We start from the raw sequence: 22,319 nt of genomic DNA on the forward strand, positions 1-22,319 counted from the left end.
TTATTGTGAATTTGGCTGAACATCCTTCCCTTTTTCCTCTGCAGCGATTTCATTACCTTCGCTTGAAGCGGATGTTTGTTCCTCAGCTTGTTCAAACTCACTGCGAGCTTCATTTGAAATGTCAACTTGATCACCGTGCTGATTCACAGTAACAGAAGAAGACCCCTCTTTTTGAACCTCTTTCTCTAGTTCCTTTAATTTAGAAACATGAAGCTCTAAATCTTTTCCTTGCTGAACTAAAGTCAGTTGTTGAAATAACGCCTTTCTCTCTTCTGGAGAATGGTCGCCTTGAACAATTTGCGCTGCTTGGGTCAAAAAAGAATTTGATGTATGGCCTGCTTGACGCTTATTTGACGTCTGCATAGCATTTGTTACTAATGAAATTGGAGTTATGCTCATGCGTTCACACCCTAATAAATAAGATACTTAGATTTAGCAGCCACATTTAACGCGTTCTTGGCTAGTACAAATCTCACCTGTGTCACGATCCACATAGTAACGGAAAGTTCCAACACCTTGAAGGAAACAAGTTGGTGCTGATTGGCAAGAAGTTACCAATCTTTGCAAAATACATCTAGCAGCTGCAGGTTGAACATTGGTCATTTTGTTTAAAATTCGATCTAACATATGAATTCCACCTTCCAATTTTTATGGTAATACAATACAATAATAACCAATTAATAGACAACTAACAACATATTTTGATAAATTTTCTAATTACTTCAAACTACTTTTCTTATTTATGACAAAATTTATCGATTAGAATTGTAGTAATTGCTACTTTTTTCTTATTCAAAAATAATTTATTTATCCATAAAAAGTAAATGAAAGATAGAAAAAAGGTCAATTCACTCTTCCTAAAGTACTACTTGCTCAAGTATGATATAGAGTGAATACATAAAGGAGTGAACCCAATTGCAACAAACTGAGAAAATCATTCAATCTCTTCATTCAATAACAAAGTGGGGAAAGGTTGGGAGCATCTTTCTCTATATTTCAGGTGGTCTATCCATCCTCAGTGGGTTTTGGCTTGTTCTTCCTGCTGCCATTGGCGTTTTTCTCATCATGATGGGAATACATGTCCAAAAATCCGTGAAAGCAGCTGAACAATTGATTCAAGCGCCTGATACTTCTTACGAAGAATTATTGGAACAATATGCTAAGATGATGAAAATGCAAACACTGTTTGCGATTTCAAGTATTGCCGCCGTTATTCTCTCATTCATCGCGATCGTTTTGATGTTTATACTAGGCGGGCTAGCCTTCCTCCAAGAACTCCCTACCGATGTCCAACAGTACGAAGATTATTACGAAGAAGAACTTGGTGACTTTTATTAATAGAAAGGGGTATCAATGAAATACGATACCCCTTTTTTATTTGAGTTGGCATAGACTTGATACTAAACTTGACAATCAGCCTTTATCATTTTAAAATACAAATCGTAATCATTACGAAATAAAGGAGGATTATAGCAATTATGCGCGTGAAAATCACCTTAGCCTGTACTGAAACAGGTGACAGAAACTATATCACTACAAAAAATAAACGAACGAATCCAGACCGATTGGAGTTAAAAAAATATTCTCCACGATTAAAGAAATACACCCTTCATCGGGAAACAAAATAATTTTTAAGATTTAAATCGTAATCATTACTATATAAGTGAGGCGGCATACAAAATGAGCATGTTCAAAAGGACTAAAACAAATGGATAAAAGAATACCTGTCACAGTTTTAAGCGGCTTTTTAGGAGCTGGAAAAACCACGATATTAAATCATGTTCTTCAGAATCGTAAAGGCCTAAAAGTAGCTGTTATTGTCAATGACATGAGTGAAATAAACATTGATGCGGAATTAGTTAAGCAAGGCGGCGAACTCTCTCGATCAGATGAGAAACTGGTTGAACTATCTAATGGTTGTATTTGTTGCACATTGAGAGAAGATTTATTAATTGAAGTAGAACGCCTTTGTAAGGCTGGGAATATCGATTATATTGTCATTGAATCTACAGGTATTAGTGAACCAATTCCTGTCGCTCAAACTTTCTCTTACATTGATGAAGAAATGGGCATAGATTTGACACGTTTTTGCAGATTAGACACGATGGTAACGGTGGTAGATGCAAACCGTTTCTGGACAGATTTCCAGTCAGGAGAAAGTTTATTGGATCGTAAAGAAGCAGTTTCAGATGATGATGAACGAGAGATTTCCGATTTACTTATTGATCAAATTGAATTTTGTGATGTGCTCATTATCAACAAATGTGATCTTGTATCAGCATCAGAACTAGATCGGCTTGAGCACGTATTAACTAAACTTCAACCAGAAGCAACCATTATTAGAACCTCTAAAGGTAACGTACAGCCTAGTGATATTTTGAATACTGGTTTATTCGATTTTGAAAAATCTAGTGCTTCTGCGGGCTGGATCAAAGAAATCAATGCTGGACACTCTCAGCATACGCCTGAAACAGAAGAATACCAAATCTCATCTTTTGTTTATGAAAGAAGGCTTCCTTTTCATACTGGCAGACTGAATGCATGGTTAGATCAAATGCCAGAGCAAATCGTTCGAGCGAAAGGATTTACATGGCTAGCGACACATCATGATTTAACCATTTTAATTTCACAAGCCGGAAAATCTGTGGCAATTGAACCAATCGCATACTGGATTGCTGCCTTGCCTGAGCAAGAACGATCACGGATCTTAAATCAGGAACCAGACATTCTAGATGAGTGGGATGCAGAGTTTGGTGATCGACATACAAAACTTGTCTTTATCGGTGTAGATTTACCTAAAGCAGATATTATTCGTACACTAGATCAATGCTTACTTACACCTGAAGAATTTGATCAAGATTGGACAACGTTTGAAGACCCCTTTCAATGGAACATACACACTTAAACCAGGAGGGTTTTAAATGGCAAAGAAATCAAAAATATCAAAAGAAAAAAAGCGGCAGCAGCTCGTTTTGAAATATGCACAATTAAGGAAAGAGCTAAAAGAAAAAGGTGACTATGAAGCTTTGCAGAAACTACCTAGAGACTCTTCACCCACTCGCTTAAAAAACCGCTGTGAATTAACTGGCCGTCCTAGAGGTTACTTGAGAAAATTTAAAATGTCTCGAATTGCTTTTCGTGAGCTTGCCTATAAAGGACAGATTCCAGGAGTGAAAAAATCGAGTTGGTAAAGATTGATTTGATCTTAGCATAGTTCCTGTCAATGTAAAGCAGGACAAAATGAATAAAAATCTCTTTTTCATCCTTACTCCGTCAATTTTGAGGTACAAAATAGCATTTTAAAAAACAGCAGAATCTCTGCTGTTTTTTTATGGGACCGAGCTTATAGGAAAGATTGTCCTGATGTTAAAAGAAGATTTTCAACAGTGATTATAGCATTTTCTCTTCTTTTCAAAAATCGATGATCATGATACTTTGTTGTCATTACCCACCGATGTAGGACATCTCAACTTTTTTCTGATCTTTCTTTTGCTCTCTCTCAGCTGAATATTGATCCTGTCTGTTTGACCAAAGTTCCTTCAATATGTTCACTAGGTATTCATCATTTTCTGAATTACGGATGAATCGTCTCAGATCAAAACCCGATGATGCAAAAAGACAGGTAAATAATTCGCCACGTGCAGATAGTCTAGCTCTATTACACGATCCACAAAAAGCATCTGAAACGGAAGAAATAATGCCAATCTCTCCTGACCCATCCTCATAAAAATAACGCTTGGCTACTTCCCCTTGATATCGAGGAGGTTCTGGTTTGATAGGGTATTTTGAATGAATTAGCTCCATAATCTCTTTTTTCGTCAATACATGCTTGAGATTCCATTTATTCGTATTGCCAACATCCATGAATTCAATAAATCGTAGAATGTGTCCTTCTTTTTTAAAATAGGCTGCCATTGGTAAGATATCTTGATCATTCACACCTTTTTGGACAACCATATTGATCTTAATAGCAAGTCCAGCTTTTTTTGCAGCCTCTATCCCATCAAATACTTTTTGGATAGAGATGTGTCTTCCATTCATCTGCTTAAAACGATCTGGATTTAAAGAATCTAAACTAATGGTGACTCTATTCAAACCTGCTTTCTTTAGCTTATCTGCGTACAAAGGTAACAGCGTTCCATTGGTTGTCATCGCGATGTCTTCAATACCTGGAATTTTTGCGAGTTTTTCTATCAAAACGGGCAAATCTTTACGCATTAAAGGTTCACCGCCTGTAATACGTAATTTCACCACACCTAATTCCTTTGCAAAAAGCGCAGCAAGTCGTTCAATTTCCTCGAAGCTAAGCAGCTCTTCTTTATCTAAAAAAGGATAATCTGGTCCAAAGATTTCAGCAGGCATACAGTACGTACATCTAAAATTACAGCGATCTGTTACGGATATTCTTAAATCGCGCAATGGTCGATGTCTTTTATCCAAAATACTGACCATACTTAGCCTCCTATTCTGTAATACGCTGATGATGAGTATAGATATTAAAAGATTCTCCTCTTACGAATCCAACTGTTGTTATATTTAATTCTTCTGCCATTTTAAGTGCTAACTCAGTAGGAGCTGATTTTGATATGACGATTGATACTCCTAATTTTGCTGCCTTCAACAGAACTTCAGATGATATCCGGCCGCTAAATACAAGGATTTTATCTCTCAGTGGGATTTTATGAAGTAAACAATATCCATAGATTTTATCCAACGCATTATGCCGTCCTATATCCGTCCTAGTGATGAATAGCTTTTCTGTATCACACAGTCCAGCATTATGGACACCACCAGTATGTTGAAATAACTGACTTTCCTCCTGTAAACATTTCATTAAATGAATACAAGTTTCAGCAGAAATACTGATTCGGTCAATGGCTGTTTTTGCCGTCTTCACATCTTGGAGAAAATAAAAATGTCTTCCTTTCCCACAGCAAGATCCGATCACTCGTTTTGTAAAATCTGAGGATTGGAACTGAGTTGTGTGATGTAAGTCAACATATGCAAAACCCATACTTTCATCTATTGTAAACCTTTTAATCTCTTTTTCAAATCGAATGACTCCTTCTGAAGCTAAAAAACCGATCACCAATTCTTTCAAATGATCCGGTGAACAAACGAGTGTGACAAACTCTTCACCATTCACCAGCACGGTTAAAGGGAATTCTTCTACAACTTCATCTGTTTTACATGTCATTTGACCTTTGCGATATTGGTGTATGCGCCGTTTCGTTTTAACAGAAGGATTCATGATCTGATCTTCCTTTCAACACAAATTTAGTTATATGAACCAGACGAATTGTGATATTATTTTAAAAAGTCATAAAAATGTAACATATTTCTATCTTATCAAACTTTTTGTTTGCTTTATATGGAGGGAACACAATGAATAAAACAAAAAATCGTTGGCTGATCGCTACAAGTGCTGTGGGGATTCATTTATCTATCGGATCTGTTTATGCATGGAGTGTTTTTACGAATCCTTTACATCAAACCTTTCAATGGTCATTAACAGAAATAAGCCTGACATTTAGCATCGCTATTTTATTTTTAGGTTTATCAGCTGCCTTTATGGGGCATTTCGTTGAAAAGTATGGGCCGAGGGCATCAGGGCTCTTCTCAGCTATTTTCTTCGGCATTGGGATGACTGGATCAGGGTTTGCTGTCCACATGTCTTCATTACCTCTCCTCTATTTATTTTATGGTGTACTCGCTGGAATCGGATTAGGTGTAGGCTATATTGCTCCAGTATCAACATTAGTCAAATGGTTTCCAGATCGAAGAGGACTCGCAACGGGTTTAGCCATTATGGGTTTTGGATTTGCTTCTCTGATTTGCAGTCCCATTATTCAATTTCTCATTGAAAAAGTTGATATTGCAAATACCTTCTATATTCTCGGAATCTCTTATTTTATCATCATGGTCGTTTCATCTCTTTATTTATCACCACCAACACCTGATGATGTCAAACAATTTAACGTGCTAAAAACAAGCCAAAGAAAAATTCCTCAAGATTTATCACAGCTCACCGCAAATGAAGCCATTAAAACACGGCGTTTTTATTATTTGTGGGTCATGCTCTTTATTAATATCACATGCGGAATTGCTATTATTTCTGTAGCATCACCGCTTGCTCAAGAAAGTGTTGGTTTCACGGCGGGTGCAGCAGCTACTCTTGTTGGAATTTTAGGTGCTTTTAATGGGCTAGGACGGATCGGATGGGCATCCTTCTCTGATTATATCGGAAGGCCAAATACGTATACGATTTTCTTTACTATACAGCTCATTGCTTTTCCCTTACTTCCCTACTTAAAAGAACCGCCCATCTTTTCAATCGTGATGGCGATCATTTATACGTGCTACGGAGGAGGGTTTGCTTCAATTCCAGCCTATATCGGAGATTTATTTGGTACGAAGCAGCTAGGTGCCATACACGGTTATATTCTCACCGCTTGGGCCGCTGCTGGTTTAGCAGGACCTTTATTTTCCTCCTTTATTCGTGACATTACAGGCAATTACACACAAAGTCTCATGGTCTTCTCTGGCCTATTTTTCATTGCGTTTATCATATCTCTTCTCATTCGGAAGGATATTAAACAACTTCGTGAATCAAATCTTACTGCTCCTTCTTCTGTCACGGTCCGCTCTTAATATGAATTTGACAGAATGACAATCTACAGGTAATTTTTAGATATGAAAACGCTTTACAAAATGATAGGAGGGTGACGATATCATGGGAAAAACAAAACACAAGGGGCCTATTAAACTCAACAAAAAACCCTCACCAAAGCTATGGGCCTCTTTTGCTCCTATGGGGCTCGGAAAAGTAAAACCGAAACACATTCGAGACACGATGAAAGTGGCATGGGAGAACAAAGATAATCTCCCTTATGCGTACCGTATATTGACTCAGGGCGTTTGTGACGGCTGTGCTCTTGGTGTATCAGGTTTATACGATCAAACACTAGCAGGACCCCATATATGCACTACAAGACTGAATGTGCTACGGCTTAACACAATGCCAGCTATTGATCCAAAATGGTTCGAAGATATTGAGCGGCTCAAACAAATGGATAGCACGTCTCTTCGAAAACTTGGGCGTATTCCTTATCCCCTGATTCGAAAAAAAGGTGAGAATGCTTTTACACGCATTTCTTGGGATAATGCATTAGATCAAATCGCCGCTAAAATCAAATCAATTGATAAACGTCAGCTTGCTTTCTATTTAACGGCTAGAGGGATTACAAATGAAGTGTACTATACTGCGGCGAAAGCTGCGCGATTTATTGGAACAAATCATATCGATAATGCTTCTCGTATTTGCCATTCACCAAGCAAAACCGCTCTTAAACGCTCCCTTGGTATAGGTGCATCCAGCTGTAATTACAGTGATTGGATTGGAACAGATGTATTGATATTTTGGGGCTCTGTTGCAGCAAACAACCAGCCGGTTTCGACTAAATATATGTACGCCGCTAAAAAGAAAGGAACCAAGATCATTGTCATCAATCCATATAAAGAGCCTGCAATGGAAAAATATTGGGTCCCTTCTATCCCAGAAAGTGCTTTATTCGGCACAAAAATAGCGGATGATTTTTATCAAGTCAATATAGGCGGCGATATTGCGTTTATGAATGGTGTCATCAAACATTGGTTTGATATGGAGGAGCAAGCGCCCCATTCCGCTCTTGACCATGAATTTATCCAAGCACATACAACCGGCATAAAAGATGTAAAGCAGCATGTCACTCAGTTAAAATGGTCGGATCTCGAAGCATCGTCAGGCTTATCTAAAGAAAGAATGAAGGAATTCGCTGTACTGCTTGCCAATGCCAATTCAGGGGTGTTTATTTGGAGTATGGGTCTCACTCAGCATCGCTTTGCAACTGATAATATATCTCAAGTCGCAAACCTTGCCATGTTACGCGGATTTATTGGCAGAAAACATTGTGGCGTTATGCCTATTCGTGGCCATAGCGGTGTCCAAGGTTCAGGCGAAATGGGTGCTGATCCATTCGTATTGCCCGGCAGTGATTTTGATGAAGAGAATATTAAAAGAATCGAGAAGATATGGGGATTTGATATTCCAAAATGGCATGGTGACACGATTGGGCAATCATTTGAAAAAATGGATCTTCCAAAAGAACACCCTCAAAAGCTGAAGATGCTGTTTACTAGCGGTGGAAACTTTTTAGAAACGATGCCAAATCCAGAAGCGATTGAAAAAGCACTATCCGAACTTGAACTCCGTGTCCATCAAGATATTATTTTGAACACCTCTACACTGGTAGAAGCAGAAGAGACTGTGATTGTTCTGCCTGCAATGACAAGATATGAACAGCCAGGCGGCGGTACATCAACCAGTACGGAACGCATGGTGTATTTCAGTCCGGAAATTGAAGGACCTCGCATTGAAGAAGCTAGAGCTGAATGGGACATTTATATTGACCTAGCAAAAAGAGTTCGCCCAGAAGACGCGAAGCTGATTCATTTTGACCATGCTGAAGACATTCGTCGTGAGATTGCCATCGCAAATCGGAACTATGATGGGATCCAGCATTTGCGTCATAAAGGGGATGTCTTTCAATGGGGTGGCGCATGGCTTTGCGAAGATGGGGTGTGTCCAACACCGGATGGAAAAGGACACCTACTCCCGGCACAGCTGCCTCAATACCGAAAAACTGAGGGGCATTTCAATATCACGACAAGACGAGGCAAGCAATTCAACTCTATGATTTACAGTGAAAAGGATGCCTTTAATGGTGGAAAGCGGCATTCTATCTTGATGAATGAAGAAGATGCGAAAGAGCTTTACGTCCAAGAAGGCGATCCCGTTGTCCTTTTTAATCAATATGGATCCTACCAAGGAGTTGCTCAATTCGGAGAGCTGAAACGTGGAAATATCGCAGTTTATTGGCCTGAAGGAAACGTGTTAATACCAAAAGGAGTTTACGAAAGCTATTCCCAGATTCCAGAATACAATACCACCGCGATATTAGAAAAAGCCGAAACCTTTCATGCAAGAAAAGATCAGCACTACGTGGAGAAACGGATTGATGAATTGGAAACGACTTTAAATTGATCCTTTATGAAAAAACAGCTGGGGGTTTCTCCCCAGCTGTCTATTCACATCCTATTGACCAAAAGAGTTCGCTTCTTTTTGAAGAATATGATTCAATTCTTCTGCATTTGCTGCTGGTTGATATTGTCCACCACCAGCTTGGGCAACAGATTTTAGACTTTTTGCTTCTTTTTCATTTACATCGAAGCCAATGATATTGACGATTGTGTCAATACCTTCTTCATGTAATTGCTTTGCTGCTTGTGATGGGCTTCCGCCACATGTTTCCTCACCATCGCTGACAACATATACAATATTTTTTCCTTTAGCTTGGTGATCTTCAAAATCTTGTTTCGTATCAGTTAATGCTTTGGCAAGTGGTGTCCAGCCTGTTGGACCATACACATTTAGCGCTTGTTGAAAGGTTGCTTGCTCATATGTTCCAAATCCATAAACTGCTTCGGAACTTGCACAAGAAACGGCTTTTCCTGCATTTTTATTCGTTCCTTCATGACCAAAAACACGAAGCAAGACTTGTGTATCTTCTGATAAAATACTTGCGAAACTTTGGATCGAGCGTTTTGCGATATCGATTTTCTTTTCGCCTTCAACCGATTGTGCCATGCTTCCGCTTAAATCAAGTAAAATCACCACATGAGCAGGCTCCTTTTTCGTTACAGCATGAGCTGGTGAAGAAAGAAGCAGAACAAGACTCGCTAAAATGGTTAATATAATATTTCTTTTCATTAAAAAATCTCCCTTTTTTCATTTGTACAGAAAAAGAGAAACGAAAGCATCAATCAATCGTTTCCCTTTTCTTCAGCAAGTTATTCGTGTAGTTTTAATGATTCTGCTGTAAGGATAGAACCCATTTCTTTCCCAGTGCTTGCTTGGTAGTAATGACCTTTACCAGCTTTAGCTACTTGCTTCAATTGACCTTCATAGCCATCGTTAAAGTCTAATCCAATCACATTGACTACAGTAGATCCCTTTGAGTTATGAAGCTCTTTCGCTACTTTTACTGGATCTCCACCACAAGTTTCTTCACCATCAGTAATTAAGTACACAATGTGTTTTGTTCCCTTATGAAGCTGCTTATCCGCTTGCTTTGCACTTTCAAGAGCACGTGCAATCGGTGTCCAGCCATTTGGTCCAAGACCGTTTAGAGAGTTTTCGAAACTATCCTTTTCATAAGGCTGAACGCCATAAACGCCTCTAATGACTTCACATGATTGGGCTTTACCTGAGTTTTTGTTGTTTCCTTCAGACCCAAACAAACTCATACGGATTTTAGCATCTTTCGGAAGAGACTGAGCAAATTTAAATACCTCTTGTTTTGCTAAATCGAATTTGCGCTCTCCATCCACTTTTCTTGCCATACTTCCACTTGCATCAAGTAAGATCGTCACTCTTACATCTTTCTTATGTTTTTTGGCTGATGCTGCTTCTGCAAATACTGGTGAAGAGATTGACATTGATAATGTCAATACAGCTAAGGTTACGAGTGTAAATACTTTTTTCAACATGCTTTTCCTTCCTCCTTATGTATTTGATTGAAACATCTTAATCGTAAAATATTCTGTCTTGGAATGGTATAGGACTCGATCCCTTTTTCTCTTTCATCAAAATCACTAAAATTCTGTCAGATGTCTAGATATATTCACCTAACGACTCTTTTGTCACCCTCGTTTTCTCATTCTTTCGAGGGGCTTTGTATCGGCCATCGGTTCTTGTCGGGATGTAAATGTTTAAGATTTCCTGAGGTGCGCCTTAAGTCGCAATTTGTCACATTCTGTTCAAACCTCTTCACACATAAAAAAAAGATGCCCCCATTTTGAGGCACCTTTGCTTTTATTTCTTAGCCATATATGTGTTCAGAAAGCGATCAGCTGATTCAATTTTTATCCCTTGATAATAATGTTTCACGATCGCCTCTACTTTTTTGCCTGACTGTGCCATATAATGTGCACCATACTGACTCATGCCCACACCATGGCCATACCCTTTTGTCGTAATCACGATTTGCTGACCCCTTCGTTCCCATGTAAAGTCTGCAGAGTGCAATCCTAGTGATTCGCGAATGTCTCTGCCCGACAATGTTTTTCCGTTAATGACGGCTTTGGCTACTTGATTGCCTGGTGTTCGTTCTACAATTTCTCCCACCTGCTGCTGGCCAAGGGTCACACCCAGTTTTTGCTGAAATTCGCTCACTGTGATGGTTTTCTTGTTTTGGAATTTGGGTGATTTTTCGTCCCATTTGCTTGAGACGCTTTTCAAATAAGGGATTTCATTTTTCCAATAAGCTTCTGCATTTTCGGTTTTCCCATTACTTGTTGAAAAGAAGGAAGCATCAATTGGTTTTTCGTCATACGTCAGTACTTTCCCTTGTGTACTGGCGACCGCTTCTGTGACCTTTTTTAATTTCCAATTGTACGCTTTTCCCCAAATTTTCTTCAGTTCCTGTTTATTTTTGTACACTTGGAACATTTGGGTGTCATCTACAAGAGAACCCTGTGGAGATTTGACGGTTTTATCAATGATCATTTGTCTGACGATATACGTTCTAGCGGCGAGTGCCTGTGCCTTGAGCGCCTCTATTTCAAAATCGGCTGGCATTTCAGAAGCGACGACACCGATCACATACTCTTCTAAGGGGATGTTTTCTACCTGCTGATGTGCTGAACGGTAGACGGGAATGGAGACGGGTGATTGTTTCAATTTGACTGAACCTTTCACTTCTTTTTTAACCGATGGTTCTGCTGCTACGTGTTGGCTGGCTGCTGGTTTTCCTTGGAACGTCGGCAACACGAGTAAGGTTGGAATCATTAAAATGATGATGCAAATTCCTGCGATTGTCCATATCATTGGTTTCATATTGGCTGCCCCCATTTGTCATTGAATCTCTTTTATCCTATGGGCAAGGACAAGCTAATATGACAGCTTCTTTCATTCATTGGACAAGTCTTTTGCTGATATGTTTGTGCTCTTCATCGTTTGATTTACTGTTCGTCTTTATGAATAAAATTTAAAATGATTGGATACACTAATGATAAGCTTTTGAAAATGCAACCAGTCTATGATTCTAAAAAAAATCAGCATGCCCAAATGGACACACTGATTTCTTTTATGATTATGCGTTTAGATCTGATACAACTTGTTCTTGTGTCACATCTGCTGATTCATCATTTACTCTTTCAATGTCTGCACCGATTGCTGCTAGTTTTTGGTGGAAGTTCACATATCCACGGTCAATATGCTTCAATTCAGTGACACGTGTATGACCTTCTGCCACTAATCCAGCAAGTACAAGTGCTGCTCCTGCTCTTAAATCAGTCGCTGCCACTTCAGCACCTTGAAGTTGAACAGGTCCATTGATTATCACAGAGCGACCCTCAATTTTAATATCGCCATTCATGCGGCGGAATTCTTCAGCATGCATAAAACGATTTTCAAACACAGTTTCTGTGATCATGCTTGTTCCGTTCGCACGAAGCAATAGCGCCATCATCTGAGATTGCATATCCGTTGGGAAACCAGGATGCGGCATTGTTTTTAGATCGATTGGCTTGAGCTCAGATGGTCCAATGACTCTTAAACCTTCTTCTTCTTCAATGATCTGAATACCCATTTCTTCCATTTTCGCCACAAGTGAAGTCATGTGCTCAGGCACAGCGCCTTTTACAAGAACATTTCCTTCAGTAATGGCTGCTGCCACCATAAACGTACCAGCTTCAATTCGGTCAGGGATGATGTTGTGTTTTGCACCGTGAAGTGTTTCTACACCTTCGATTTTAATTGTACCAGTTCCAGCACCGCGAACCTTACCGCCCATGGCATTGATGTAGTTTGCCAAATCAACAATTTCAGGTTCTTTTGCTACGTTTTCTAAAATCGTCGTTCCTTCAGCCAATGCTGCTGCCATGATGATGTTTTCAGTTGCCCCTACACTTGGGAAATCCAAATAGATTTTTGCACCTTTTAAACGGCCATTTACTTCAGCCTCGATGAAACCATTACCTACTTGAATTTTAGCTCCCATTGCTTCAAAGCCTTTTAAATGCTGATCAATTGGTCTTGAACCAATCGCACAACCACCAGGTAATGCAACTCTTGCATGACCTGTTCTAGCTAAAAGTGGTCCCATGACGAGCACAGATGCTCTCATTTTACGGACGTACTCAAACGGAGCCTCAGTTTCTAGTGCATGAGATGCATCTACTGATACTTCGTTATTTTCAAAATGTACTTCTGCTCCTAAATGACGTAACACTTCATTGATTGTATATACATCGGAGAGCGTAGGTACATCACAAATTACGCTTTTTTCTGTACTTGCTAACAAAGATGCAGCGATAACTGGTAAAACGGCATTTTTTGCGCCTTCTACTTTAACTGTGCCGTTTAACTTTTGACCGCCGCGGACGATGATTTTTTCCAAGGTCTTCCCCTCCGCGTCCCAAATTCTCTATATTAATATTCAGTCGTTACGATTGGTGTGCCAACCGTAATCGTATGATTTTCGTTCATTTCCGAACTTCTGATGGCAATTTGAACATTCATTTTATCATTTGAAGTCATAATGAACTGTTCCCACTTCTCTGTGTAAGCGGAAAGCGACACAAAATTAGACTCAACGAGATACTCAACAGGTTTTGCTTGAAATTCATTTGCTATCATTTCAGCTTTTTTTTGCAAAACAACATCCATCATACCATTTACATGACCATCGAGACAAGTAAAAATCACAAATTTTTCTTGTAATATGCTTTTTGCATGACGTACGAACTGATCATATGTATGCTCCCAGGTATTCAGTGGGCGAGCACCTTTTTGCTCATATAATAAATACGACTTTTGGTTTGATTTTGTGTCGGTCTTCACGAGTAAAATTTTCGATAATGTATCATTTTTTTCATCTTTGTAAATTCCTGTGACTTTGGTGACATGTTTCTCTTTTTTTTCGGTCCACTCATACTGTCGTAGTTCGTCTTTCAAACGTTTCACTTTTTTTGAAAATTGTTCGGATGAAATGTCTATATTTGTTTTGGCATGAAGCGTCCATCCACTTACTTCGATTTGCTGGTTTTTCATACCTTCTGCTATTTGAGCGAGCGTGGATGTTTCTTCCGCCCGAACACCTTGAATCATCAGAACAAAAAAAAGAATAAATGCAAATAATGGCCAACCTTTTAAATACTTTCTCACTTGTCATTCCCCCTTGCTACAAGTGTTGCCGCAAGGAGATCAATGCATACGTGGAAAAGTCATCAAAGGCCATATTTTTGACACTTCTTTTTACGTTCCCGCAGAAGGCAGTGACCAAACCTTTTATGTTAAAACATATAAGGGATTTGTCTGGAGAAATTTAAATAATCAAGGAAGAAATTGCTGACTGCCGATGCAATAGCAATCGTGATCAGCATCATGAGCAATCTAGCTTGAATAATTTTTCCTTTTTTAATCAGTGGATCGATATTCACCGCAAGCAATGCCCACCACGTAATGGCAATAAAAAATAGGTGGATCACAATACTGACAATTGCTTGTTGTCCTACGTCTTCCATACACTTGAATCCTCCTTTTATTGATTTCTGTAAAGGAAAACTCCCTTTCATTATATCCTCCAAAATCGGAAAGATGAATCATTTGGAAAAAAGAGCTACATTTAGAGTGAATCCCCTCTTATTCTGATGCGAAGGAGATGATATACTGCGGTGGAAGGAGCTGATCATATTTGAAAGATTCTTTTCCTGACTTTGTTGATTTGTACGGAGAACTGGTTCCCTCATTTGAACATGAATGGGAAGCCATTGCTTTCTACTTTGATTATAGACAGACACAGCTAGAAGAATTAGCACAATTGTGTCATTTTCATAACATTTCTTTGGATTACTCAGAGGAAAGCCTTTATCAGTTAGAGTCATTATACTTCGATGCCTTCCGTCAGCAGCTTTTTGCTGAGTGGAAAATGCCTATTGATGCATTGGAAGCGATGTTGAGTGTGTACATGGGAGAGGTTGTCATCAAGCATCATTCAGATGCTGATTGGGTCGTGCGGCCTTATATGGACTCTCCGCACCAATATACCCTTGGCTTACGCAGAAATAATAAAACATGGCATTGCAGTACGCAATTTTGCGAGCAGTTATATCTAGAAAAGCAAGCATCTCATCCTTATGTGTCGATGTATCAATCTCTCATGTCATCCTAAAAAAAATCCTTCTTATCGCAATGATAAGAAGGATTTTCTGTTTTATTTCCCTGCTACATTTAAACGGTTTAATGCCCGTTTTAATGCGAGTTCCGCCCTGCGTACATCACTTTCATTCGGGTGGTTCAAATGCTCTTCAGCACGCTGTTTCGCTGATTTTGCACGATCTACATCAACTTTGTCTGATGTTTCAGCAGCCTGAGCAAGAATGGTTACTTTTTCGGGGCGAACTTCAACAAATCCACCGCTTACTGCAACCAATTCAGTTGATCCACTATGTTTTAAGCGAACTGCACCGATTTTTAGCGGAGCAACCATTGGAACGTGGCCAGCTAAAATCCCAAGCTCACCGCTTTCTGCTCTTACACTGACCATTTCCACATCCGCTTCATACACTGGGCCGTCGGGAGTAACGATATTGACTTGAACGGTCTTCATGCTTTTACCCTCCTAAGGACCAGATTAGGCCTCTACACCCATCTCTTTGGCTTTTTCAACCACTTCTTCAATGCGGCCGACTAAGCGGAATGCATCTTCTGGAAGGTGATCGTATTTACCAGATAAGATTTCCTTGAAGCCTTTAACAGTTTCTTGTAATGGCACATAAGAACCTTTTTGGCCAGTGAACTGTTCTGCTACGTGGAAGTTTTGAGATAGGAAGAATTGAACACGACGAGCTCTGTGTACCACAAGCTTATCGTCCTCAGATAATTCATCCATACCTAAAATGGCAATGATATCTTGCAATTCTTTATAACGTTGCAATGTTTGCTGAACTTCACGCGCGATCGCATAATGCTCTTCGCCAACAATCTCAGGTGCAAGGGCACGAGATGTTGAAGCAAGTGGATCTACCGCTGGGTAAATCCCCATCTCTGTCAACTTACGCTCAAGGTTTGTCGTTGCATCAAGGTGAGCGAACGTTGTAGCTGGAGCTGGATCTGTATAGTCATCCGCAGGTACATAGATCGCTTGAATCGATGTAACCGATCCTACGTTTGTAGACGTGATACGCTCTTGAAGCTGACCCATTTCTGTTGCAAGAGTTGGCTGATAACCTACCGCTGAAGGCATACGTCCAAGAAGGGCTGATACTTCAGAACCTGCTTGTGTAAAACGATAGATGTTATCGATGAAGAACAATACGTCTTGACCTTGTTCATCACGGAAATGCTCTGCCATTGTCAAACCAGTTAGAGCTACACGCATACGTGCACCTGGTGGCTCGTTCATTTGGCCGAAGACCATCGCTGTTTTTTCGATAACGCCAGAATCTTTCATTTCGTAGTAAAGGTCATTTCCTTCACGTGTACGCTCTCCAACACCAGCGAATACAGAAATACCGCCGTGTTCTTGTGCGATGTTGTTGATCAATTCTTGAATCAGAACGGTTTTACCAACACCGGCTCCACCGAATAGACCGATCTTTCCACCTTTGATGTAAGGAGCAAGAAGGTCAACAACTTTGATACCTGTTTCAAGAATTTCAACTTCTGTAGAAAGTTGATCGAAAGAAGGCGCTTGTCTGTGGATTGGGTCTCTTTGCGCTTCCACACCAAGTGGCTCATCTAAGTCAATGTTATCTCCCAGTACGTTGAATACACGTCCAAGTGTTACGTTACCAACTGGTACTGAAATTGGTTTTCCAAGGTCTACAGCTTCCATACCGCGCTTCACACCGTCTGTTGATGCCATTGCGATGGTTCTCACTGTATCATCACCTAAATGTAGTGCTACTTCTAAAGTTAAGTCGATATCAACTTCACTTTCGCTTTCCGCTTTATGCGAAACTTTGATCGCATTATAAATCTCAGGCAAGTGACCGTCTTCAAAACGAACGTCTACGACTGGTCCCATGATCTGACTGATGCGTCCTGTTTTCATTGCATTCCCTCCTGACAATTATTTCTATTCTAAGGCAGCTGCTCCGCCGACAATTTCTGTAATCTCTTGTGTAATCGCTGCTTGACGAGCACGGTTGTAAGAGAGTGTCAGGCTGTCGATCAATTCTTTTGCGTTGTCTGTTGCACTCTTCATTGCTGTCATCCTTGCAGCATGTTCACTTGCTTTGCTGTCAAGAAGCGCACCGAAAATCAAACTCTCTGCATATTGAGGAAGGAGAACTTCAAGAATTTCTTCTTCAGAAGGCTCAAACTCATAAGATGCGGAACGTTTATTTGGTGTCGCTGCGGCCGAAAGGTCCGTTAGCGGCAATAATTTTTTCTCTGTTACTTCTTGTGAAATGGCACTGACGAAATGGTTATAGAACATGTAAAGCTCATCAAACGCTTCATCAGAGAACATTTGTACTGTACTGCTTGCTAATTCTTTAATATCAGCAAACGCTACTTCGTCTCCAAGCCCTGTGACTTCAGAAATAACTGGAATACCACGCTTTTTGAAGAAGTCGCGTCCGATTTTACCAATCACAATCACCGCATATTCATCAGCAGATTGATGACGAGATTGAATGGCTTGGTAAGCGGCACGTAAAATCGAGCTGTTAAAAGGTCCTGCAAGTCCTCGATCAGATGTAATGACGAGATACCCTGTTTTCTTAACAGGTCTTGAAAGAAGCATTGGGTGCTTAGCACTTGTTCCAGTTGCGATTGCCGCAACGACTTCTTGGATTTTCTCCATGTAAGGAACAAAGGACTTCGCATTATTTTCAGCACGATTCAGTTTCGCAGCTGATACCATTTGCATCGCTTTTGTGATCTGACTCGATTTTTTTGTTGACGTGATCCTTGACTTAATATCGCGTAATGAGGCCAAAGATTTCACCACCTTTTTTCAGGAATCCGTGTTCATTTACGTGAAAAGAGAGAAAAAGAGAATCTTTTTCTCTCGGAAAGATTACTAATTAGTTGCTTGGTGCAAACGTACGTTTAAAGCCTTCGATCGCTGCTTTCCACTCTTCATCAGCAGGCATGTTTCCTGTTTGAGAGATTGTGTCAAACAAGTCTTTATGGTTTTCTTCAATGTACATGAATAACTCAGCTTCAAAGCGTTTGACATCAGCAATCGCTACATCATCTAAGTATCCTCTTGTCAGTGCATAAAGAATCGCTACTTGTTTTTCAACTTTCAGCGGCTTGTTCAAGTCTTGTTTTAAGACTTCAACTGTTCTAGCACCACGGTTTAATTTGGCTTGAGTCGCTTGGTCTAGATCAGATCCAAACTGAGCGAATGCTTCAAGCTCACGATAAGAAGCAAGATCCAGACGAAGTGTACCTGCTACCTTTTTCATCGCTTTGATTTGTGCAGAACCACCTACACGAGATACAGACAATCCTGCGTTTACCGCTGGACGTACGCCTGAGAAGAAGAGGTCAGATTGTAAGAAGATCTGTCCATCTGTGATTGAGATAACGTTTGTTGGGATATATGCAGAGATATCACCAGCTTGCGTTTCTACGAAAGGCAATGCTGTGATAGAACCGCCACCCTTTTCATCACTAAGCTTCGCTGCACGCTCTAATAAACGAGAGTGAAGGTAGAAAACATCACCAGGGAATGCTTCACGGCCTGGAGGACGACGAAGCAATAATGAAAGCTCACGGTAAGCTGCCGCTTGTTTAGAAAGGTCATCATACACAACAAGCACATGCTTGCCGTTATACATGAATTCCTCACCCATCGTTACACCTGCATAAGGAGCAAGGTAAAGAAGTGGAGCTGGCTGTGATGCAGAAGCTGTGACAACGATTGTGTAGTCAAGCGCACCATGCTTACGAAGTGTTTCAACAACACCACGAACAGTTGATTCTTTTTGTCCGATCGCTACATAGATACAGATCATGCCTTGATCTTTTTGGTTCAGGATCGTATCGATTGCAACAGATGTTTTACCTGTTTGACGGTCCCCAATGATCAATTCACGCTGTCCGCGTCCAATTGGAATCAAGGCATCAATTGCTTTAATTCCCGTTTGTAGCGGCTCATGTACCGATTTACGATCCATAACGCCTGGTGCTTCACTTTCGATTGGACGTGTTTTGCTTGTTAAAATTGGACCTAGTCCATCAACAGGCTGACCAAGTGGGTTCACAATACGTCCGATTAACTCTTCTCCTACTGGAACCTCCATAATACGACCTGTACGTTTTACGTCGTCACCTTCACGGATATCTTTGTAAGGTCCTAAGATTACGATACCTACGTTAGACTCCTCAAGGTTTTGAGCCATACCCATTACACCGTTAGAGAACTCAACAAGCTCTCCTGCCATAATGTTGTCAAGGCCATGTACACGCGCGATACCGTCCCCTACTTGAATGACTGTACCGACATCTTTTACTTCAATTTCAGATTGATAGTTTTGGATTTGCTGCTTTATCAGCGCGCTAATCTCTTCAGCTTTGATACTCACTAAGGTTTCACCCCTTCTAACGATTTTCGCCTGCAAGCTGACGTTCAATGCGGGAAAGCTTTCCGCTGACACTGCCGTCATAAATGCGGTTTCCGATACGGATTTTCACTCCGCCTATTAGATCCTTGTCAATCACGTTTTCTACACGCAGTGATGTGACTCCGGCTTTTTTGGCAAATACTTCAGATAAAGATTGAATTTCAGCTCCGCTGAGCGGTTTAACTGAATACACGATCGCATCGTCTATTTGTTTCGTACGGTTTGCAAGTTTCACAAACTCAGACGCCATTTCAGGAAAAATATTCGTGCGTCCACGGTCAATCAGTAAATACATTGTGTGCAAAACATATGTCGAAACACCTTTGAAAGCTTCTGCAATCAGATGTTTCTTTTTGTCTGCCGTAATCTTCGGATGAACAAGAAAGTCATTTAATTCTTGGTCAGCCTTGAGAACTTTTTTGATCTCATTCAGCTCTTTTTCAGTTTCGTCTACTGCCGAAGAAGCAAGAACGATGTCAAAAAGAGCAGAAGCGTAACGCTTAGAGACAATAGTCACGCTCATCGGCTTTCGCCTGCCTCTTTAAGATACTCTTGGATCAATTTCTCTTGTGCTTGCTCATCAAGTTCTTTTTCAATCACTTTAGAAGCAATTAATACAGAAAGTGATGCAACTTGCTCGCGCAGTGCAGCCACAGCTTGTTCTTTTTCTTTCACGATTTCAGTTCTAGCAGACTCTTTCAAGCGCTCTGATTCTTGACGCGCTGCTTGAATGATGTCTTCTTTTTGTTTCTCACCAATCTTTTTCGCATTTTCGATGAGTGTATGTGATTCTTCGCGTGCTTCTTTCAATAAGGCACGTTGTTCTTCAAGAAGCTTTTCAGCTTGAACGTGCTTTTCTTCAGCACTTGAAATTTCATTTCCTATATAATCTTCACGCTGTTTCATAATCCCTAATAAAGGCTTAAGCGCAAATTTCTTTAAAAGTGCAAGCAGGATGAGCATAGCGATCAGCTGGAATATGATATCTCCGGTGTTTAGACCTGCTCCTAAAACTACTGGTAACTGAGACATTTAGTACGGCAACTCCCTTCTTTAAATAATATGTTAAGAAACAAAACATAAAGGAATGGCGAAGTTTCGAACTAATCTGATCTTCGCCATTAAAATTCATATTAGAACGCTTCTCACATATTAACCAAAGAATGCCAAGAATGCGATAACGACAGCGATAATTGGAAGTGCCTCAACTAAAGCTACCCCGATGAACATAAGAGTTCTTAGTTCTCTACCAGCTTCTGGCTGACGAGCGATTCCTTCAACTGTTTTAGATACGATTAGACCGTTACCAATACCTGCTCCTAGTGCTCCTAAACCGATTGCAATTGCTGCTGCTATTAAATTCATTAAAAAGCTCCTCCTTTAAAATAACGTCCTTTTTGGACTCTCAATTTTTTAGTGTTCGTCGCTGACTTTATGGGAGATATACACCATTGTCAGCATGGTGAAGATAAATGCCTGGATGGTTCCGACAAACAAACTGAATGCCTGCCATACAATCATCGGCACGATGGCACCTAATGTACCAATGATACCTAGTGCAAGGTTTTGCGAATAGAAATTAGTCGCAAGTCCTGCAAGTAAACCAAGAAGAATCTCTCCAGCGAAAATATTTCCATAAAGACGCAAACCAAGTGTTAATGTGTTTGCAAATTCTTCAATAATTTTCAGCGGTACTAAAAGTGGGATTGGTCTAAAGTAGTCTTTTGTATATTCCTTGACTCCTTTTGCTTTAACACCATAGTAGTGTGTCAATCCCATGACCATAACCGCTAGTGTCATTGTGATTGCAGGATCAGCAGTTGGTGATTTCCACCATAAATTGTGATCGACCGTAATCGAGAATGGCAGTCCAAGCATGTTTGAAACAAATATGTACATGAGTAATGTAACGCCAAGCGCTAGAAATGGGGCTCCTGTTTTCATGTCCATCGAACTACCTATGATATTTCGAACAAAATCAACAATCCATTCCATGAAGTTCTGCGCCTTTGTCGGACGAATAGCCAGAACACGAGTAGTCAGCACCGCTATGAGAAGAACGATGATACTAGCAATCGTAATCATGAGAACATTGGATAAGTTGAACGTTAACCCTAAAAATTCTGTAGTTTTTGAACTGTGACCCAAAGAGTATTCACCTCTCTTCCATAGTAGAACGTTTAAGTTGAATGAAGGAATCTATCATAATGACAGGATATATTGTCATTAATCCTATAACAACACCTGCCAGATGAACTTCGTTAGGGTAACGCCAAGCAATCGCTACTGCGAGAATTGCGTTGGCCCACCTGGCTGTACTTCCCATTGAACGAATAGATTTTCCTTTTTTAACTGCTCGATCAAAAGCATGCATTCTCCGAATAAGCAGGAATAAATTAAAGAAAGCAAAAATTGTGCCGATAATGAAACCAAGAAACAGTGGTTTAAAACCAGGCATGGCATAGCCAAACACAAAAATTGCCAATAAATAGAACATATATTTACTCTGTCTGCGGAAAATGACGTTTGGATCGTTCATTCATCTGACTCCCGATGAAAAATATTGTAAAAAAGGTGATAAATGGTGATGAAAACTGCGTAGAAGACGCTTATGATAAGCCGTCCTATTTGAAAAA

At 40.1% G+C, this 22,319-nt stretch carries 26 protein-coding genes; 7 read left to right on the forward strand and 19 right to left on the reverse strand.

Going from position 1 to position 22,319, the window contains the following annotated elements; all coding sequences use genetic code 11:
- A complete protein-coding gene (locus NSQ64_RS18585) occupies positions 1-399 on the reverse strand; it encodes a hypothetical protein (RefSeq protein WP_341017738.1) in 399 nt (132 codons plus the stop codon).
- 33 nt (positions 400-432) lie between these two features.
- Positions 433-627, reverse strand: a complete 195-nt coding sequence (locus tag NSQ64_RS18590; RefSeq protein WP_072367358.1) for a hypothetical protein — start codon at positions 625-627, stop codon at positions 433-435.
- A 288-nt stretch (positions 628-915) separates the two neighbouring features.
- Here NSQ64_RS18590 and NSQ64_RS18595 point away from each other — a divergent pair, with 288 nt between their 5' ends.
- The 4 genes from NSQ64_RS18595 to rpsN all read left to right on the forward strand — a co-directional run bounded on the left by NSQ64_RS18595 (position 916) and on the right by rpsN (position 3,191).
- A complete protein-coding gene (locus NSQ64_RS18595; protein WP_007497598.1) occupies positions 916-1,338 on the forward strand; it encodes a DUF5362 family protein in 423 nt (140 codons plus the stop codon).
- A 140-nt stretch (positions 1,339-1,478) separates the two neighbouring features.
- The gene (rpmG, locus tag NSQ64_RS18600; protein ID WP_003214771.1) at positions 1,479-1,628 is read left to right on the forward strand and encodes a 50S ribosomal protein L33; all 150 of its coding nucleotides are present in this window, start codon (positions 1,479-1,481) and stop codon (positions 1,626-1,628) included.
- Between the two features lie 80 nt (positions 1,629-1,708).
- Positions 1,709-2,905, forward strand: coding sequence for a GTP-binding protein (locus NSQ64_RS18605; RefSeq protein ID WP_041507895.1), 1,197 nt, complete (start codon positions 1,709-1,711; stop codon positions 2,903-2,905).
- 16 nt (positions 2,906-2,921) lie between these two features.
- Complete coding sequence (rpsN, locus tag NSQ64_RS18610; protein ID WP_327861712.1) at positions 2,922-3,191, forward strand: 30S ribosomal protein S14; 270 nt, start codon at positions 2,922-2,924, stop codon at positions 3,189-3,191.
- Between the two features lie 253 nt (positions 3,192-3,444).
- On the opposite strand, the gene moaA is transcribed toward rpsN, so the two are convergent.
- Both moaA and fdhD read right to left on the reverse strand, forming a co-directional pair.
- Positions 3,445-4,452, reverse strand: coding sequence for a GTP 3',8-cyclase MoaA (gene moaA / locus NSQ64_RS18615; protein ID WP_017360030.1), 1,008 nt, complete (start codon positions 4,450-4,452; stop codon positions 3,445-3,447).
- 10 nt (positions 4,453-4,462) lie between these two features.
- Positions 4,463-5,251, reverse strand: a complete 789-nt coding sequence (gene fdhD / locus NSQ64_RS18620; RefSeq protein ID WP_024718748.1) for a formate dehydrogenase accessory sulfurtransferase FdhD — start codon at positions 5,249-5,251, stop codon at positions 4,463-4,465.
- 134 nt (positions 5,252-5,385) lie between these two features.
- On the opposite strand from fdhD, the gene NSQ64_RS18625 reads away from it, so the two are divergent.
- Together NSQ64_RS18625 and NSQ64_RS18630 are read left to right on the forward strand one after the other, a co-directional pair.
- Positions 5,386-6,651 (forward strand): L-lactate MFS transporter, encoded by a 1,266-nt coding sequence (locus tag NSQ64_RS18625; RefSeq protein WP_341017744.1) that lies wholly within the window; start codon positions 5,386-5,388, stop codon positions 6,649-6,651.
- Positions 6,652-6,733: 82 nt separating this feature from the next.
- The gene (locus NSQ64_RS18630) at positions 6,734-9,082 is read left to right on the forward strand and encodes an FdhF/YdeP family oxidoreductase (protein WP_341017746.1); all 2,349 of its coding nucleotides are present in this window, start codon (positions 6,734-6,736) and stop codon (positions 9,080-9,082) included.
- 51 nt (positions 9,083-9,133) lie between these two features.
- Here the strand turns inward: NSQ64_RS18630 and NSQ64_RS18635 are convergent, their stop codons facing one another.
- The 6 genes from NSQ64_RS18635 to NSQ64_RS18660 form a co-directional block, all read right to left on the reverse strand.
- On the reverse strand, positions 9,134-9,808 hold the full coding sequence (locus NSQ64_RS18635; RefSeq protein ID WP_045034059.1) for a VWA domain-containing protein: 675 nt from the start codon (positions 9,806-9,808) through the stop codon (positions 9,134-9,136).
- An 80-nt stretch (positions 9,809-9,888) separates the two neighbouring features.
- Positions 9,889-10,587, reverse strand: a complete 699-nt coding sequence (locus NSQ64_RS18640) for a VWA domain-containing protein (protein WP_008343379.1) — start codon at positions 10,585-10,587, stop codon at positions 9,889-9,891.
- A gap of 325 nt (positions 10,588-10,912) precedes the next feature.
- Complete coding sequence (gene spoIID, locus NSQ64_RS18645) at positions 10,913-11,935, reverse strand: stage II sporulation protein D (protein WP_341017748.1); 1,023 nt, start codon at positions 11,933-11,935, stop codon at positions 10,913-10,915.
- Positions 11,936-12,191: 256 nt separating this feature from the next.
- Entirely contained in the window at positions 12,192-13,499 is a 1,308-nt protein-coding gene (gene murA / locus NSQ64_RS18650) for a UDP-N-acetylglucosamine 1-carboxyvinyltransferase (protein ID WP_007497616.1), read from the reverse strand.
- A 32-nt stretch (positions 13,500-13,531) separates the two neighbouring features.
- Positions 13,532-14,266, reverse strand: coding sequence for a YwmB family TATA-box binding protein (locus NSQ64_RS18655; RefSeq protein WP_008343385.1), 735 nt, complete (start codon positions 14,264-14,266; stop codon positions 13,532-13,534).
- A 128-nt stretch (positions 14,267-14,394) separates the two neighbouring features.
- Positions 14,395-14,625, reverse strand: coding sequence for a DUF1146 family protein (locus NSQ64_RS18660; protein WP_025208130.1), 231 nt, complete (start codon positions 14,623-14,625; stop codon positions 14,395-14,397).
- Positions 14,626-14,795: 170 nt separating this feature from the next.
- Between NSQ64_RS18660 and NSQ64_RS18665 the strand changes: the two genes are divergently transcribed.
- Positions 14,796-15,272, forward strand: a complete 477-nt coding sequence (locus NSQ64_RS18665) for a hypothetical protein (protein WP_268381907.1) — start codon at positions 14,796-14,798, stop codon at positions 15,270-15,272.
- 42 nt (positions 15,273-15,314) lie between these two features.
- On the opposite strand, the gene NSQ64_RS18670 is transcribed toward NSQ64_RS18665, so the two are convergent.
- The 9 genes from NSQ64_RS18670 to NSQ64_RS18710 form a co-directional block, all read right to left on the reverse strand.
- Positions 15,315-15,710: a F0F1 ATP synthase subunit epsilon gene (locus NSQ64_RS18670; protein ID WP_008343393.1), complete on the reverse strand. Its 396-nt coding sequence runs from the start codon at positions 15,708-15,710 to the stop codon at positions 15,315-15,317.
- Positions 15,711-15,734: 24 nt separating this feature from the next.
- Entirely contained in the window at positions 15,735-17,156 is a 1,422-nt protein-coding gene (gene atpD, locus NSQ64_RS18675) for a F0F1 ATP synthase subunit beta (RefSeq protein WP_008343395.1), read from the reverse strand.
- A gap of 24 nt (positions 17,157-17,180) precedes the next feature.
- Positions 17,181-18,047, reverse strand: a complete 867-nt coding sequence (locus tag NSQ64_RS18680) for a F0F1 ATP synthase subunit gamma (RefSeq protein WP_007497628.1) — start codon at positions 18,045-18,047, stop codon at positions 17,181-17,183.
- A gap of 88 nt (positions 18,048-18,135) precedes the next feature.
- Positions 18,136-19,644, reverse strand: coding sequence for a F0F1 ATP synthase subunit alpha (atpA, locus tag NSQ64_RS18685; protein ID WP_341017753.1), 1,509 nt, complete (start codon positions 19,642-19,644; stop codon positions 18,136-18,138).
- A 16-nt stretch (positions 19,645-19,660) separates the two neighbouring features.
- Positions 19,661-20,206, reverse strand: coding sequence for a F0F1 ATP synthase subunit delta (locus tag NSQ64_RS18690; RefSeq protein ID WP_007497632.1), 546 nt, complete (start codon positions 20,204-20,206; stop codon positions 19,661-19,663).
- On the reverse strand, positions 20,203-20,715 hold the full coding sequence (gene atpF, locus NSQ64_RS18695; RefSeq protein ID WP_142152975.1) for a F0F1 ATP synthase subunit B: 513 nt from the start codon (positions 20,713-20,715) through the stop codon (positions 20,203-20,205). The genes NSQ64_RS18690 and atpF overlap by 4 nt, the downstream gene beginning before the upstream one ends.
- 120 nt (positions 20,716-20,835) lie before the next feature.
- Positions 20,836-21,048 carry a F0F1 ATP synthase subunit C gene (gene atpE, locus NSQ64_RS18700; protein WP_003214968.1) on the reverse strand — a complete coding sequence of 71 codons (213 nt, stop codon included), beginning with the start codon at positions 21,046-21,048 and terminating at the stop codon, positions 20,836-20,838.
- A gap of 48 nt (positions 21,049-21,096) precedes the next feature.
- Entirely contained in the window at positions 21,097-21,831 is a 735-nt protein-coding gene (atpB, locus tag NSQ64_RS18705) for a F0F1 ATP synthase subunit A (protein WP_007497637.1), read from the reverse strand.
- Between the two features lie 7 nt (positions 21,832-21,838).
- Entirely contained in the window at positions 21,839-22,222 is a 384-nt protein-coding gene (locus NSQ64_RS18710) for an ATP synthase subunit I (protein WP_007497639.1), read from the reverse strand.
- Positions 22,223-22,319 lie beyond the last annotated feature (97 nt).

Source organism: Bacillus sp. FSL W8-0183 (assembly GCF_038006825.1).
Lineage (GTDB): Bacteria > Bacillota > Bacilli > Bacillales > Bacillaceae > Bacillus > Bacillus altitudinis.